Here is a 14,916-nt window from a genome sequence, read left to right as displayed (position 1 = left end):
CGGAGCATGCCTCCCGCTGATACCGGGGCGTCCGTCACCGACCGTGCGGCCGCCTCTCCCCCGTCCTCCACGGACCCCTCTTCCCCTTCCGCCGCGGTGACCGACCCCGAGTCGGACAAGCTGCGGCCGGGCGGCCCCGGCTACCGCCGGATGAGCTTCGCCCTCTTCGCCGCCGGAGTGGCCACCTTCGCCCTCCTGTACTCCACGCAGGCCCTGCTGCCGGCCATCTCCGCGGACCTCCACGTCGCGCCGGACCAGGCGAGTTGGACCGTCTCCGCGGCCACCTTCGGGCTGGCCCTCGGGGTGATCCCGCTCAGCGCGCTCTCCGAGCGGTTCGGGCGCCGCACCCTGATGACGGCCTCCCTCACCGTCGCCGCGGTGCTCGCGCTGCTGGTGCCGTTCGCCCCCTCCCTCGGCACCCTGATCGCGCTGCGCGCCGTGCAGGGCGTCGCGCTGGCCGGGCTGCCCGCGTCGGCGATGGCGTTCCTGGCGGAGGAGGTGCGCGCGAAGGCGCTGGTGGCGGCGATCGGCCTGTTCGTGGCCGGCAACAGCATCGGCGGGATGTCCGGACGGATCGTCACCGGCTGGGTCGCCCAGGCGTGGGGCTGGCGGGCGGCGCTCGGCGCGGTGGGCGTGCTGGCCGTGGTGTGTGCGGTGGCGTTCCGGCTGCTGGTGCCGCGGGCCCGGCACTTCGCGGCGCGTTCGGTGGGCCCGCGGGCGCTGGCCCGTACGCTCGGCGGTCACCTCGCCGATCCGTTGCTGCGCCGCCTCTACGCCATCGGCGGACTGTTCATGACGGTCTTCGGGGCGGTCTACACGGTGATCGGCTACCGCCTGGTCGCCGAGCCGTTCAACCTCCCCCAGGGCATCGTCGGTTCGATCTTCGTGATCTACCTGGTCGGTACGGTCTCGTCGGCCGCGGCCGGCAAGCTGGTCGGCCGGATGGGCCGGCGCGGCGCGCTCTACCTGGCCGTGGGCACCACCACGGCGGGCCTGCTGCTGACCCTGATCACCTCGGTGGGCGCGGTGCTGGCGGGGCTGGTCCTGATCACCGCGGGGTTCTTCGCGGGCCACGCGGTGGCCTCGTCGTCGGTCAGCCGCACCGCCAAGACCGCCCGGGCCCAGGCGTCCGCCCTGTACCAGTGCGCGTACTACATCGGCAGCAGCCTGGGCGGTGCGCTCGGCGCCGCCGCCTTCCACGCCGCCGGCTGGTCGGGCACCGTCCTGCTCGGCCTGGCCGCGATGGTCGGCGCCGCCGGCATCACCCTCTACGCCACCCGGCAGGCGGTGGCCGAACGGCGGCTGCTGAGCCTGGGCAAGGCCGCGTAACACCCCACGGCGCGAAGGGCCCGCCCCACCACCTGTCCTGGTGGGGCGGGCCCTTCGTCGTCGTCGCGCCCCGGGCGCGCGGGACCGGCGCCGGTCCGCCGGCCCCGTGCGCCCGCAGCGCGAAGCCGCGGGGGAACCGCAGGTCAGGCGATGCGCTCCAGTACGACGGGGCGGGCGGTGAACTCCGCGTCGGCCGGGCCGACGCTCACCCCGCCGTCCAGGGCTTCGAGCGCGTAGCCGAACTTCTCCGGGGTGTCGGTGTGCAGGGTCAGCAGCGGCTGGCCCGCGGTGACCCGGTCGCCGGGCTTGGCGTGCAGCTCGATGCCCGCGCCGGCCTGCACCGGGTCCTCCTTGCGGGCCCGGCCGGCGCCCAGGCGCCAGGCGGCGAGGCCGACGGCGTAGGCGTCGAGGGTGGTGAGGGTGCCGGTGGCGGCGGCGGTGACGGTGTGCTGCTCGCGGGCCACCGGGAGCGCGGCGTCCGGGTCGCCGCCCTGGGCCGCGATCATGCGGCGCCAGTGGTCCATGGCGGAGCCGTCGGCCAGCGCCTTGGCCGGGTCGGCGTCCTTGAGGCCGGCCGCGTCGAGCATCTCGCGGGCCAGCGCGAGGGTGAGGTCGACGACGTCGGACGGGCCGCCGCCGGCCAGCACCTCGACCGACTCGCGGACTTCGAGGGCGTTGCCGGCGGTGCGGCCGAGCGGGGTGGCCATGTCGGTGAGCAGGGCGACCGTCCTGACGCCGTGGTCGGTGCCCAACCCGACCATGGTGGAGGCGAGTTCGCGGGCGTCGTCGAGGTGCTTCATGAAGGCGCCGGAGCCGACCTTGACGTCCAGGACGAGGGAGCCGGTGCCCTCGGCGATCTTCTTGGACATGATGGAGGAGGCGATCAGCGGGATCGACTCGACGGTGCCGGTGACGTCGCGGAGGGCGTAGAGCTTCTTGTCGGCGGGGGCGAGGCCGTCGCCGGCGGCGCAGATGACCGAGCCGACGGTGCGCAGGACGTCCAGCATCTCGTCGTTGCTCAGGGCGGCGCGCCAGCCGGGGATGGCTTCGAGCTTGTCGAGGGTGCCGCCGGTGTGGCCCAGGCCGCGGCCGGAGAGCTGCGGGACGGCGGCGCCGCAGGCGGCGACCAGGGGGGCGAGCGGGAGGGTGATCTTGTCGCCGACGCCGCCGGTGGAGTGCTTGTCGGCGGTGGGGCGGGGAAGCGAGGAGAAGTCCATCCGCTCACCGGAGGCGATCATGGCGGCGGTCCAGCGGGCGATCTCCCGGCGGTTCATGCCGTTGAGGAAGACGGCCATGGCGAGGGACGACATCTGTTCGTGGGCGACCTCGCCGCGGGTGTACGCGTCGATGACCCAGTCGATCTGTTCCGGGGTCAGTTCACCGCGGTCGCGCTTGGTGCGGATGACGGAGATGGCGTCCATGGACGGGTTCCTTTCGAACGGGTAGCTCCCGTTCTACACGCATAGACGCCGCGGTCGCCAGGGCGGACGGCGGGTGGCGACACCCGCCGTCCACGGGCCCCTTCGGCCGTCAGCGCGTCAGGTGTTCCGGACCGAACGCGTCCGGCAGCAGCGCGGCCAGCGGACGGATCCCGGCCGCGGTGTCCACCAACAGCTCCGGGCCGCCGTGCTCGTGCAGCAACTGGCGGCAGCGGCCGCACGGCACGAGCAGCTCGCCCTTGCCGTCGACGCAGGTGAACGCGGTGAGCCGGCCCCCACCGCTTGCGAACAGGGCCGAGACCAGGCCGCATTCGGCGCACAGTCCCAGGCCGTAGGAGGCGTTCTCGACGTTGCAGCCGGTGACCGTGCGGCCGTCGTCCACCAGGGCGGCGGCGCCGACCGGATAGCCGGAATACGGGGCGTAGGCCCGGGACATCGCGTCCCGGGCCTGCGTCCGCAGTGCGGGCCAGTCGATGGTGACCGGCACGTCGTGCGTCATGCGGGGTGTCTTCCTTCGTCTCTCGCGTCGAGCGGGGTGCGTCGGTGCTCGGCGCGTCAGTGGCCCTGGCCCCGCCGGTACGGCTTGCCGATCGCCTTCGGGGCCCGCAGCCGCTGCGAGAAGAGCGCCAGGACCAGCAGCGTAGCGAGGTAGGGGCTGGCCTCGACCAGTTCGAGCGGGACGCTGTCGGAGAGCGCGTACCAGACCACCAGAACGGCGGCGGCCACCGCGGCGACCGCGGCCTGGGCACGCTTGGCGGCCCGCAGCCGGACCAGCGCCAGGCCCGCGAGCAGCGCGGCCAGCCCCAGCAGCAGGGCGTGCACGGTCGGGCCGCCGCTGCGCAGCTGCATGGCGTCCATGAAGCCGAACAGGCCCGCGCCGAGGGCGACGCCGCCCGGCCGCCAGTTGCCGAAGATCATCGTGGCCAGGCCGATGTAGCCGCGGCCGCCGGTCTGGCCGTCCTGGTAGAAGTGCACGCTGATCGCCAGGAAGGCGCCGCCGAGGCCGGCCAGCGCGCCGGACACCAGGACCGCCGCGTACTTGTACGCGTAGACGTTGACGCCCAGGGTCTCGGCGGAGAGCGGGGCCTCGCCGCAGGACCGCAGCCGCAGGCCGAACGAGGAGCGCCACAGCAGGAAGAAGGTGCCGACGAAGAGCCCGACGGTCAGCAGGGTCAGCCAGGAGACGCCGGTGACCGCGCCGCCGAGCACCCCGGCGAGGTCGGAGACCAGGAACCAGTGGTGGCCCTCGATGCCGTTCAGCCAGTCCGCGAGGCCGGGGACGGTGAAGGTCGGCATGTCGGACATCGGCGGCGACTGCTTGTCGTTGCCGCCGGCCGCCATCGCGGCGCTGCCCTCCTGGCCGAACCAGAGGGTGGCGAGGTACTGGGTGGCGCCCAGCGCCAGGATGTTGATGGCGACGCCGGAGACGATGTGGTCGACGCCGAAGGTGACGGTGGCGACGGCGTGCACCAGGCCGCCGAGCGCGCCGCCGAGGATGCCGGCCGCCGCCGCGGCCCAGGGGCCGTGCTGCCAGCCGACCCAGCCGGCGGCGAACGAGCCGAGCATCATCATGCCTTCGAGGCCGATGTTGATCACGCCGGAGCGCTCGGACCACAGGCCGCCCAGACCGGCCAGGCCGATCGGCACCGCGGCGCTGAGCGCGGCCCCGAACTGGCCGCCGGAGGTGAGGTCGGTGGCGCCGCTGACGGCCCGCAGGGCGGAGACCGCGACCAGCGCACCGGCGATGATCAGCAGGATCCAGGGGTACGTCAGCTTGCGCCGGCCGCCGGTGGCGGGGGCCGCGGGCCGTACCGCGGACTTGAGTTCGCTACTCACGCCGTCACCTCCGGCTTGTCACTGTTGTCGGCGCTGCCGTCGCCGGTCCGGGCGAGCGCGGCCAGCTCCTCGCCGACCTTGCGCTGCTGGAGGCGCAGCCCGTAGCGGCGGACGACCTCGTAGGCGATGACCACGCAGAGCACGATCACGCCCTGGATGACGCCCACGATCTCCTGGGCGTAGCCCTCGAACTCCAGCCGGGAGCCGGTGCGGTCGAGGAACGCCCAGAGCAGCGCGCCGAACGCCATGCCGGCGGGGTGGTTGCGGCCGAGCAGCGCGATGGCGATGCCGGTGAAGCCGATGCCGGCGGGGAAGTCGGTGCCGTACTGGAACGACTCGCCGAGCAGGGTCGGCATCCCGACCAGGCCGGCCGCGGCGCCCGACAGCAGCATGCTGATGACGACCATCCGCTTGACGCTGACGCCGCTGGCCTCGGCGGCCGGCTCGGAGGCGCCCACCGCCCGCAGGTCGAAGCCGAAGCGGGTGCGGTTGATCAGGAACCAGTACACGGCCCCGGCCAGCACCGCGACCACCACGAAGCCCTCGACCGGCTTGGGGTGGGTGGGGAAGGAGAAGAAGTGGCTGGACTCCGGCAGGAACTTGGTGTGCAGGAGGTTGCCGTCCTTGACGGCGAGCCGGCCGTCCTGGAGGAAGTAGCCGATCACCGAGGCCGCGATGGAGTTCAGCATGATCGTGGTGATCACTTCGCTGACCCCGCGGGTGGTCTTCAGCAGGCCCGCGATGCCGGACCAGACTGCGCCCACCAGCATCGCGATGACGATGAGCAGGATGATCTGGAGGGCGCCGGGCAGCGCGACGGCGCCGCCGACCGCGGCCGCGGCGAAGGCGGCCAGCCGGTACTGTCCGTCGACCCCGATGTTGAAGAGGTTCATCCGGAAGCCGACGGCCACCGCGAGCGCCGAAAGGTAGTACGGCACCGCCTTGTTGACGATCCAGACCTGGCTGTCGCTGTAGTGGCCGTAGTCGGCCATGATCCCGTAGGCGCGGAACGGGTTCTCGCCGGACGCCAGGAAGACCAGCGAGCTGATCACTATCGCGGCGACGATGGCCAGCACCGGTGCGGCGATGCCCAGCAGGACCTTGTCCCGGGCGGCGCTGCGGGCGACGGCGTCAACGGCCGCGTTCTTCTTGGCCGTTGGGGTGGGGGTGGACGTGCTCACTGCGCGTCACCCCCGCGGGCGGCGGTGTCGGCCGAGTCGTCCGACGCGCTGAGGTGGCCGCTGGCGGCACCGGTCATGGCGGAGCCCAACTCCTCCGGGGTGATCACGGCGGGGTCGGCGTCCGCGACCAACCGGCCCCGGTACATCACCCGCAGGGTGTCGGACAGGCCGATCAGCTCGTCCAGGTCGGCAGAGATCAGCAGGACCGCCAGGCCCTCCCGGCGCGCGGCGCGGATCTGCTCCCAGATCTGGGCCTGCGCGCCGACGTCGACCCCGCGGGTGGGGTGGGCGGCGATCAGGAGCTTGGGGTGGTGGCTCATCTCGCGGCCGACGATCAGCTTCTGCTGGTTGCCGCCGGAGAGCGAGGCCGCGGTGACCTCGATGCCGGGGGTGCGCACGTCGTACTCGGCGACGATCCGCTCGGTGTCCTTGCGGGCCCCGGCCAGGTCGAGGAGCCGGCCCTTGCTGTTGGGGCGCTCGGTGACGTGGCCGAGGATGCGGTTCTCCCACAGCGGGGCGTCCAGCAGCAGGCCGTGCCGGTGGCGGTCCTCGGGGATGTAGCCGATGCCGCCCTCGCGCCGGGCGCGGGTGGAGGAGCGCGACAGGTCGGTGCCGTCCAGGGTGATCGTCCCGCCGTCCGGCGTGCGGATGCCCATGACGGCCTCGACCAGCTCGGCCTGCCCGTTGCCCTCGACGCCGGCGACGCCCAGCACCTCGCCCTTGCGGATGGTGAACGAGATGCCGTCCAGCACCGTGCGGACCTCGCCGCCGGCGTCGGTGGCGGACAGCCGCACGTCCTGGACGCGCAGCATCTCCTCGTCGGTGACGGTGGATTCGCGGGTCTCGGGGGACGGCAGTTCGCTGCCGACCATGAGTTCCGCGAGCTGCTTGGGGGTGGTCTCGGCCGGTTCGACGGAGGCCACGGTCGTGCCGCGCCGGATGACGGTGATGTCGTCGGCGACCGAGAGCACCTCGCCCAGCTTGTGCGAGATGAAGATGACGGTCAGGCCCTCGGACTTGAGCTCGCGCAGGTTGTCGAAGAGCGCGTCGACCTCCTGCGGGACGAGGACCGCGGTCGGCTCGTCGAGGATCAGCGTCCGGGCGCCCCGGTAGAGCACCTTGAGGATCTCCACCCGCTGCCGGTCGGCGACGCCCAGGTCCTCGACGAGCACGTCGGGCCGGACGTTCAGCCCGTAGGCGTCGGAGATCTCCCGTATCTTCGCGCGGGCGCCGGCGCCGATGCCGTGCAGCTTCTCCGCGCCGAGGACGGTGTTCTCCAGGACGCTGAGGTTGTCGGCGAGCATGAAGTGCTGGTGCACCATGCCGATGCCGCGGGCGATGGCGTCGCCCGGGGAGTGCAGGGCGACCTGTTCGCCGTCGAGCGCGATGGTGCCCTCGTCCGGCTTCTGCATGCCGTAGAGGATCTTCATCAGGGTGGACTTGCCGGCACCGTTCTCGCCGCACAGGGCGTGGACGGTGCCGCGGCGGACCGTGAGGTGGATGTCGTGGTTGGCCACGACGCCGGGGAACCTCTTGGTGATCCCGCGGAGTTCTACAGCAGGGGCGTCCTGACCGGGCGGGCTGCTGCTGGTGGGCGCTGCGTTGATGGCGCACTCCCCTCAGGGGCGAAGGAGCGGAAGGAGCGGACGGGGTGGGACGGAGCGGGGAAACGGTGCCGGCGGCGCTCGCGCGGGCCTGCCGGGCGCGGCCCCGGGAGGCTACGACTTCGGCGTCTCCTTGACCTTCACCTGACCCTCGATGATCTTCTTCCGGGCCGCGTCGACCTGCGGCTGGACGTCCGTGATGAAGCCGCCCGAGGTGGCCAGCGAGACGCCGCCGTGCTTCAGGTCGTAGGTGTGGATGCCGGTCAGCGGCTTGTGCTGCTCGCAGCTCTTGATGAGGTCGAAGACCGCCACGTCCACGTTCTTCACCACGGAGGTCAGGATGTGGTCCTTGTAGCGGGCCAGTCCCGGCTGCCGGTACTGGTCGGAGTCCACCCCGATCGCCCAGGCGCCCTTGACCTTGCTGACCGCCTCGATGGAGCCGGCGCCGGACTGGCCGGCGGCCGAGTAGATGATGTCGATGCCGCTGTCGAGCATGCCCTGGGCCTTCGCCTTGGCGGCGGCCGGGTCGTTGAACCCCTTGTCGTTGTTGGGGTACAGGTACTGCGAGACGACCTTGGCCTTCGGGTCGGTGTCGCGCACGCCCTGCTCGAAGCCGGCCTGGAACTTCTGGATCAGCGCGTTGTTCACGCCGCCGATGAAGCCCACCTTGTGGGTCTTGCTCTTCAGCGCGGCCGCGACCCCGGCGAGGTACGACCCCTCGTGCTCGGCGAACACCATCGCGTCGACGTTCTTGCCGGTGGGCACCGCGTCGACGACGCCGAAGGTGGTGCCCGGGAAGTCCTTGGCGACGTTCTGCACAGACTGGCTGTAGGCGAAGCCGACCCCGATCACGGGGTTGTAGCCGGCCTCGGCGAACGACGTCAGCCGCTGCTCGCGGTCCGCCTCGGTCTCGCCGTTCTTCGCGGTGAGCATCTTGACCTTGACGCCCAGCTGCTTGCGGGCGTTCTCCGTACCGCGGGCGGCCGCCTCGTTGAACGAGTGGTCGTCCCGACCGCCGATGTCGAAGGCCAGCCCGACACCCGCGTGTTTCGCGCGGTTGGCCTCGGCGAAACTCTGGCCGCAGGCGGTGGCGGTGAGCCCGAGACACGCGGTGGCGGTGGCCGCGGCGACAACCCTGATGACCCGACGCACGGGGCCTTCCCTTCGCTGTAAGCGCCCCCAGTGGCGCTGGCTTGTCGGGAGATTAACGCGCGTAGACCTGGCGCAAAACCCTCCACTGCGTTGCCGTTACCGATTCGTCTCTCAGGGCGCGCCCCCGAAACACGGCGGGCGACCGACGAAGGGCCGGCCGCCCGGGGTGCTGGGGTGTGGCGGGAAATGTACGGTCAGTGGGCGGCTATGCCGTCGCCCTTGATCGCCCCGACCAACGCCGACCAGGCCGCCGCCGGGAGGAGAAGGGCGGGACCGTGCGGGTTCTTGCTGTCGCGGACGGGGACCAGGCCGGGGATGCCGTCGACGACCTCCAGGCAGTCGCCGCCCTGCATGTTGCTGTAGGTGCTCTTGCGCCAGGCGACGGGAACGAGGTCCGCGACCTCGACGCAGTCGCCACCGTTCACGTTGCTGTAAGTGCTCTTGCGCCAGGCGAGGCCACTCAGGTCGATGCTGGTACGCATTGCTCATACCTTTCCATCAGGTTCCGGATCAACGACGCGGAGTCCCGGGGAGGTAGCGCGTACGCCCGAAGGGAATCGTAGGTCGCCCTGCGCTGTGCCACATCCGCCCGGACTTCCAGCAGATCCCCGGACATCCGGCCTTCCTCGTAGGCTACTTGTCGACCGTCCGCAAGCGTCAGGAGCTTCAGCGGCCCTTCCATCAAGGCGTATCCGCCGTGCGCGAAAGGCAGGATCTGGATCATGGTGTGCGGGGTGTCGACCAGCGCCAGCAGCGTACTCAGCTGCCCGTGCATGACCTGGTGGCCGCCGACGGGACGGTGCAGGATCGCCTCGTCCAAGATCGCCGAGTAACGCGGCGGCTCAGCAGACCACAACCTGTCCTGACGACTGAGGCGGGCCTGCACACGTTCTTCGACCAGTTCGGGGGTCACGCCCGGAGCGCAGCTGAAGAAGGCTTGGGCGTATGCCTTGGTCTGCAACAGCCCCGGGACGACGTTGGTGGCGAAGTCTTCGATGACGTCGGCCCCGCTCTCGAAGTCCATGTACCGACGGAACTGGTCGGGATGAATCTCCTTCCTGGCCAACTGGTACAGGCCATGGAAGTGCTCACCCGTCCCAAAGGCCGCATCGAGCGCCGCCGGTAGTTCCGGTGGCGGCATCAGTTCCGCCGTTTCGACGCGGGCCAGGTTGCTCTTGCTGGAGTTGACGATGTCGGCCAGCTGGACCAGCGACAGTTTCGCCACTTCACGATGGCGGCGCTGTTCCGAGCCGAAGTAGTGGCGGGCGGAGACGTACGGGGTCAGGATCTTCGGCGCGTACTTCATGGCGCCACCCTGCCGCGGAGCAACTGGTCCCGAACAGCAGGCAATCAGTTCGAACGCTCCCCGACAGGGGCTCGGCTCAGAGCAGCGCCGCCGCCGTGAACAGTTCGACGCCGACGGTGATCGCGTGCTCGTCGACGTCGAAGTCACCGCGGTGCAGGTCGAGGCTGCTCAGTTCGCCGGGCGGGCGGACGCCGAGGCGGGCCATGGCGCCGGGGACGCGTTCGAGGTACCAGGAGAAGTCCTCGCCGCCGAGGGACTGCTCGGTGTCCTCGACGGAGGCGGTGCCGCGCCGGGCGGCCATCGCGTCGTGCAGGAGCTGGACGCTGTCCGCCTCGTTGACGACCGGGGGGACGCCGCGGACGTAGTCGATCTGGGACTTGGCGCCGTGCAGGGTGGCGACCTCGTCGATCGCGGCGTGGACCAGGTCCGGCGCCTGCCGCCAGGCGTGCAGGTCCAGGCAGCGGACGGTGCCGGAGAGCGCGGCGCGCTGCGGGATGACGTTGCAGGCGTGGCCGGACTCCAGGCGGCCCCAGGTGACGGCGAGGCCGGCCCTGGCGTCGACCCGGCGGGCGATCAGCGCCGGCACGTCGACCGCGACCCGGGCCGCGGCGGTGACCATGTCGGTGGTCAGGTGCGGGCGGGCGGTGTGGCCGCCGGGCCCTTCGAGGGTGACTTCCAGCCGGTCGCAGGCCGAGGTGATCGGGCCGATGCGCAGGCCGATCCGGCCGGCGTCGACCCGGGGGTCGCAGTGCACCGCGAGGATCTGCCCGACGCCGTCGAGCACCCCGCACTCGACGGCCTCGGCGGCGCCGCCGGGCAGGACCTCCTCGGCGGGCTGGAAGAGCAGCCGCACCGGGCGGGGCAGGCGGCCCTGCCGGGCCAGGTCGGCGAGGACCAGGCCGGCACCGAGCACCACGGTGGTGTGCACGTCGTGGCCGCAGGCGTGGGCGCGGCCGGGGACCGTCGAGGCGTAGTCGACCGTCTTGGTGTCGGGGATGGGGAGGGCGTCGATGTCCGCGCGCAGGGCGAGCGCCCCACGAGCCGGGGTGCCCGCACTGCCCGGGGTGCCGTCGACCGTACCGATGTCACAGACGAGGCCGGTGCCGGTGGCCAGGACGCGGGGGCGCAGTCCGGCCCGCTCCAGGCGGTCCTTGAGCGCCGCGGTGGTCCGGAACTCCTGGTTGCCGAGCTCGGGGTGCATGTGCAAGTCCCGGCGGAACGCGAGGAGTTCGGCGCGTAGTGCCTCGGGGAGCGTGCCGGGCAGGGCGGGGGCGTGCGGGTCGTCGGCGGGGTGGGACATCAGTTGGTTCACCCGTTGAAGGTTACGGGTCCGATCGGGGCAACTGGCCCTCGATCAACAAAAGTTCAGCCCCTCAGGGGAAGAAATTTTAGGCAGCTGGGTGCATGGACGGAATTTGACGAGGGTATGAAGCAGGGTTTTATCGCTCCCTGTCAGGTTCTGCTCTCAGGTTCGATCGCCGTGTTCGGCGACGGCGTTCGGTGGGGGCGTGCGGTCGTCGGGGTCGGTCGCGGTGCGGCGTCTTCGCGGGCGCGTTTCGGGGTCGGCGACGGGCAGGCGCCGCACGTCCCGGGCGGTGCCGGTGACGTCGTCGAGGAAGCCCTGGGCGCGGGGCGAGGCGTGCGCGGTGAGCCAGGCGGGGTCGATGTCGCAGACCGCGACCTGCACTCCGGTGCCCTGCAGGGCCAGCGGCAGGGTGTGGACGACGGTGGACGGGAAGCTGAGGACCAGCCGGCCGACCGGGCCGCGGCGGGCGATCAGTTCCAGCGGGAGGTCGGGGCGGACCACTTCCAGGCCGGTCTCGGTGGCCAGCCGGTGGAGCTTGCCGGTGCTTTCCCGGCGGTGCGCGAAGTAGCGGGTGGCGCCGTGCGCGCGGGCCAGGCGGGCGACCGCGGCCAGGTAGCGGTCGGTGTCGACGACGCCGGTCTCGACGAGCGAGGTGCCGACGATGTCGGCGGTCCGGGTCAGGCGGGGCGGGCCGAAGCGGCCGCGGGTCCAGGCGAAGTCGTTGGCGGTGACCGCCATGCCCTCGGGCACCTCGACGGGCATGGAGCTGAAGAGGGCGACGGTGCGGCGGCGCCGGGCGCCCTCGGGGTCGGGGGTGAGGCGGCGGCGGGCGGTGGCGGCGAACGGTGCGAAGAGCAGGTCGCGGGGGCCGCGCCCGGAGCCGTGCCGGTGCCAGCGCACCAGCCGTTCGCCGCGGGCGAGTTGGCCGATGAACTCCATGGTGGCGGTGCCGTCGTCGACCACCACCAGGTCGCGGGCGCGGGTCAGGCCGAGGAGCAGTTGGACGTAGCGGGAGAACGGGTCGCCGAGGACGACCCGGCGGGCCCGGCGGAGCAGGGGGGTGAGGCCGCCGATGGTGCGCAGCGGGGCGGTGGGGCCGCCGCGGGCCTCCTCCCAGCGCAGGGCGTGGCCCTCGTCGCGGGCGAGTTCGGCCATCCGGCGCAGCTGGCCGCGGGTCATCGGGTCGTGCGGGGAGAGCACGACGACGGTGAGCGCGGCGGCGCGGGCGGCGTGCGCCCATTCGAGGACGTTCAGCAGCTGCACCGGGCTCTCGACGAAGGCGAGGGTGCCGGTGTCCGCGGGGGCGGGGGCGGGGGTCATGTCGTCACCGTTGGGGTCGGTCCGGTGGCGCTGCCGGGGCACCCCGAGGAGGCGGCGGGCGGGAGTCCCCGCCGCCTCCTGGGGCGGGACCTCGGCGCTGGTGGCGCGGGTCCCGTCGGGTGAGTCCACGTCGCGAACTCCGCTCGGCCGGTCAGACGGCGGCCGGCGCGCGGTCGGCCGCGGCGTCCGCGTCCTGCGCGGCCTCGGACTCGGCGACCACGCCGGGGACCCGGCGCAGCTTCTTCATCGGGCCGAGCTCGCTCTCGTAGACCTTCTTGACGCCGTCGCCGAGGGACTCCTCGATGGTGCGGATGTCGCGGACCAGGCGGGTCAGGCCCTGCGGCTCGACGGAGGCGGCCTGGTCGGAGCCCCACATGGCGCGGTCGAGGGTGATGTGCCGCTCGACGAAGGTGGCGCCGAGGGCGACCGCGGCGAGGGTGGTCTGCAGGCCGGTCTCGTGGCCGCTGTAGCCGATCGGGACGTTGGGGTACTCGGCCTGGAGGGTGTGGATCATGCGGAGGTTGAGCTCTTCGGCCTTGGCCGGGTAGGTGCTGGTGGCGTGGCAGAGGACGATGTTCTCGCTGCCCAGGACCTCGACGGCGTGCCGGATCTGCTTGGGGGTGGACATGCCGGTGGAGAGGATGACGGCGCGGCCGGTGGCGCGCAGGGCGCGCAGCAGCTCGTCGTCGGTGAGCGAGGCGGAGGCGACCTTGTAGCAGGGGACGTCGAACTTCTCCAGGAAGGCGACGGACTCGACGTCCCACGGGGAGGCGAACCACGCGATGCCGCGCTTCGTGCAGTACTCGTCGATGGCGCGGTAGCCGTCCTCGTCGAACTCCACGCGGTGGCGGTAGTCGATGTACGTCATCCGGCCCCAGGGGGTGTCGCGCTCGATGTCCCACTGGTCGCGCGGGGTGCAGACCTCGGGGGTCCGCTTCTGGAACTTGACCGCGTCGCAGCCGGCGTCCGCGGCGGCGTCGATCAGCGCGAAGGCGTTCTCCAGGTCGCCGTTGTGGTTGATGCCGATCTCGCCGGTGACGTAGACGGGGCGGCCGGGGCCGACCGGGCGGTCGCCGAGGGAGCGGAGGCGGGAGTTGCTGCTCATGGGAGGTTCCTTCGTTCTGTTCGAGGGTGGTGGATCGGGGGGGACGGGTCGGGAAAGGGCGGGCCGGCGGTCTGTAACGGCGTTACAGGGCTGGGCGGGAGCTACAGGGAAGGGCCCAGCAGCCAGCCGGCGATCTCGCGGACGGCGCCGCTGCCGCCGGGGGTGGCGGTGACCGCGCGGGCCGCGCCGCGGACCACGTCGTGGGCGGAGGCGACCGCCACCGGCCAGCCGACGAGGTCGAAGCAGGGCAGGTCGTTGACGTCGTTGCCGACGTAGAGCACCCGGTCCGGGGTGACGCCGGCCTCCTCGCACCACTGCTTGAGGGCGACGTCCTTGCGGTCGATGCCGTGCAGGACGGGCACCTTGAGCTTGCGGGCCCGGGCGGCGACCACCGGGTTCTGTTCGGTGGACAGGATCAGCAGGTCCAGCCCGGCGCGCCGCAGCGCGGCGATCCCCAGGCCGTCGCCGCGGTGCACGGCGACGGTCTCCCGGCCGTCGGCGTCGACCAGGACGCGGTCGTCGGTCTGGGTGCCGTCGAAGTCGAGGACGACGGCGTCGACGTCCGCGCGGGTCGGCAGGGCGCCGGGGCGGGGGGTGTCGAGGAGCGGGGCGAGGGCGCGGGCCCGGGCCAGGTCGTGCGGGTCGTCGATCTCCAGCACCCGGGCCGGGTCGGTGCGGACCAGTTCGGTGCGGCCGAAGAAGCGGTGGCCGCTGGCGCGGAAGCCGGCGGCGTCCATGGCGTAGGCGGCACCGGTCTCCAGCAGGTCCTGCGGACGGTCCTGGCGGCGCGGCCGGAAGGACTTGTCGTGGTTGACGCCGTGGCCGCCGTCGGCGGTGGCGCCCTCCCCGGCGACGCCGGCAACCCCGGCGACCCCGCCGACCGCGGCATCGGCGTCGCGCCAGACGAAGCCGTGGAAGGGGGCGACGGTCAGGGCGCTGTCGGCGCCGTCCTCGACCACCGCGGCGGCCACCGCGTCGATGTCCTCGCTGGTGAGGAACGGGCTGGTGCACTGGACGAGGAGCACCGCGTCGACCGGGCGGCCCTGCTCGGCCTCGTAGCTGTCCATGGCGTGCCGGACCGCGGCCTCGCTGGTGGCGGTGTCGCCGGCGATCTCGCCGGGCCGGGCTATGACCACCGCGCCGGCGCCGCGGGCGGCGGCGGCGATCCCGGCGTCGTCGGTGGAGACCACCACGTCGGTGACGAGCCGGGCGGCGCGGCACTCGCGGATCGCACGGGCCACCAGGGGGACGCCGCCGACGGCGGCGAGGTTCTTGGCGGGGACGCCCTTGGAGCCGCCGCGGGCGGGGATGACGGCCACAACGGTGGGGGGCATGGGG

13 protein-coding genes are annotated in these 14,916 nt (G+C 72.6%); 1 reads left to right on the top strand and 12 read right to left on the bottom strand.

Going from position 1 to position 14,916, the window contains the following annotated elements:
* Nucleotides 1-6 precede the first annotated feature (6 nt).
* On the top strand, nucleotides 7-1,329 hold the full coding sequence (locus tag ABD385_RS18070; RefSeq protein WP_344576971.1) for an MFS transporter: 1,323 nt from the start codon (nucleotides 7-9) through the stop codon (nucleotides 1,327-1,329).
* 143 nt (nucleotides 1,330-1,472) lie between these two features.
* On the opposite strand, the gene ABD385_RS18065 is transcribed toward ABD385_RS18070, so the two are convergent.
* The 12 genes from ABD385_RS18065 to ABD385_RS18010 all read right to left on the bottom strand — a co-directional run bounded on the left by ABD385_RS18065 (nucleotide 1,473) and on the right by ABD385_RS18010 (nucleotide 14,912).
* Nucleotides 1,473-2,750 carry a thymidine phosphorylase gene (locus ABD385_RS18065; protein ID WP_344576969.1) on the bottom strand — a complete coding sequence of 426 codons (1,278 nt, stop codon included), beginning with the start codon at nucleotides 2,748-2,750 and terminating at the stop codon, nucleotides 1,473-1,475.
* A gap of 109 nt (nucleotides 2,751-2,859) precedes the next feature.
* Entirely contained in the window at nucleotides 2,860-3,267 is a 408-nt protein-coding gene (locus ABD385_RS18060) for a cytidine deaminase (protein ID WP_344576967.1), read from the bottom strand.
* Nucleotides 3,268-3,323: 56 nt separating this feature from the next.
* Entirely contained in the window at nucleotides 3,324-4,604 is a 1,281-nt protein-coding gene (locus ABD385_RS18055; protein WP_344576965.1) for an ABC transporter permease, read from the bottom strand.
* Nucleotides 4,601-5,785, bottom strand: a complete 1,185-nt coding sequence (locus ABD385_RS18050; protein ID WP_344576963.1) for an ABC transporter permease — start codon at nucleotides 5,783-5,785, stop codon at nucleotides 4,601-4,603. The genes ABD385_RS18055 and ABD385_RS18050 overlap by 4 nt, the downstream gene beginning before the upstream one ends.
* Nucleotides 5,782-7,302, bottom strand: a complete 1,521-nt coding sequence (locus ABD385_RS18045) for an ABC transporter ATP-binding protein (RefSeq protein WP_344576961.1) — start codon at nucleotides 7,300-7,302, stop codon at nucleotides 5,782-5,784. The genes ABD385_RS18050 and ABD385_RS18045 overlap by 4 nt, the downstream gene beginning before the upstream one ends.
* A gap of 201 nt (nucleotides 7,303-7,503) precedes the next feature.
* Complete coding sequence (locus tag ABD385_RS18040; RefSeq protein WP_344576959.1) at nucleotides 7,504-8,541, bottom strand: BMP family lipoprotein; 1,038 nt, start codon at nucleotides 8,539-8,541, stop codon at nucleotides 7,504-7,506.
* A gap of 194 nt (nucleotides 8,542-8,735) precedes the next feature.
* Entirely contained in the window at nucleotides 8,736-9,023 is a 288-nt protein-coding gene (locus ABD385_RS18035; protein WP_344576957.1) for a DUF397 domain-containing protein, read from the bottom strand.
* Nucleotides 9,002-9,847, bottom strand: coding sequence for a helix-turn-helix domain-containing protein (locus ABD385_RS18030; RefSeq protein WP_344576955.1), 846 nt, complete (start codon nucleotides 9,845-9,847; stop codon nucleotides 9,002-9,004). Before ABD385_RS18030 ends, ABD385_RS18035 begins: the two co-directional genes overlap by 22 nt.
* Before the next feature lie 76 nt (nucleotides 9,848-9,923).
* Nucleotides 9,924-11,147: an amidohydrolase gene (locus ABD385_RS18025; RefSeq protein ID WP_344577112.1), complete on the bottom strand. Its 1,224-nt coding sequence runs from the start codon at nucleotides 11,145-11,147 to the stop codon at nucleotides 9,924-9,926.
* Nucleotides 11,148-11,312: 165 nt separating this feature from the next.
* Nucleotides 11,313-12,473, bottom strand: coding sequence for a hypothetical protein (locus ABD385_RS18020; RefSeq protein ID WP_344577110.1), 1,161 nt, complete (start codon nucleotides 12,471-12,473; stop codon nucleotides 11,313-11,315).
* 151 nt (nucleotides 12,474-12,624) lie between these two features.
* Nucleotides 12,625-13,578 (bottom strand): N-acetylneuraminate synthase family protein, encoded by a 954-nt coding sequence (locus ABD385_RS18015; RefSeq protein ID WP_344576953.1) that lies wholly within the window; start codon nucleotides 13,576-13,578, stop codon nucleotides 12,625-12,627.
* Nucleotides 13,579-13,679: 101 nt separating this feature from the next.
* On the bottom strand, nucleotides 13,680-14,912 hold the full coding sequence (locus ABD385_RS18010) for a cytidylyltransferase domain-containing protein (protein WP_344576952.1): 1,233 nt from the start codon (nucleotides 14,910-14,912) through the stop codon (nucleotides 13,680-13,682).
* Nucleotides 14,913-14,916 lie beyond the last annotated feature (4 nt).

The organism is Streptomyces lunalinharesii, assembly GCF_039532155.1.
Lineage (GTDB): Bacteria > Actinomycetota > Actinomycetes > Streptomycetales > Streptomycetaceae > Streptomyces > Streptomyces lunalinharesii.
This window is presented reverse-complemented; position numbering and strand designations above follow the sequence as displayed.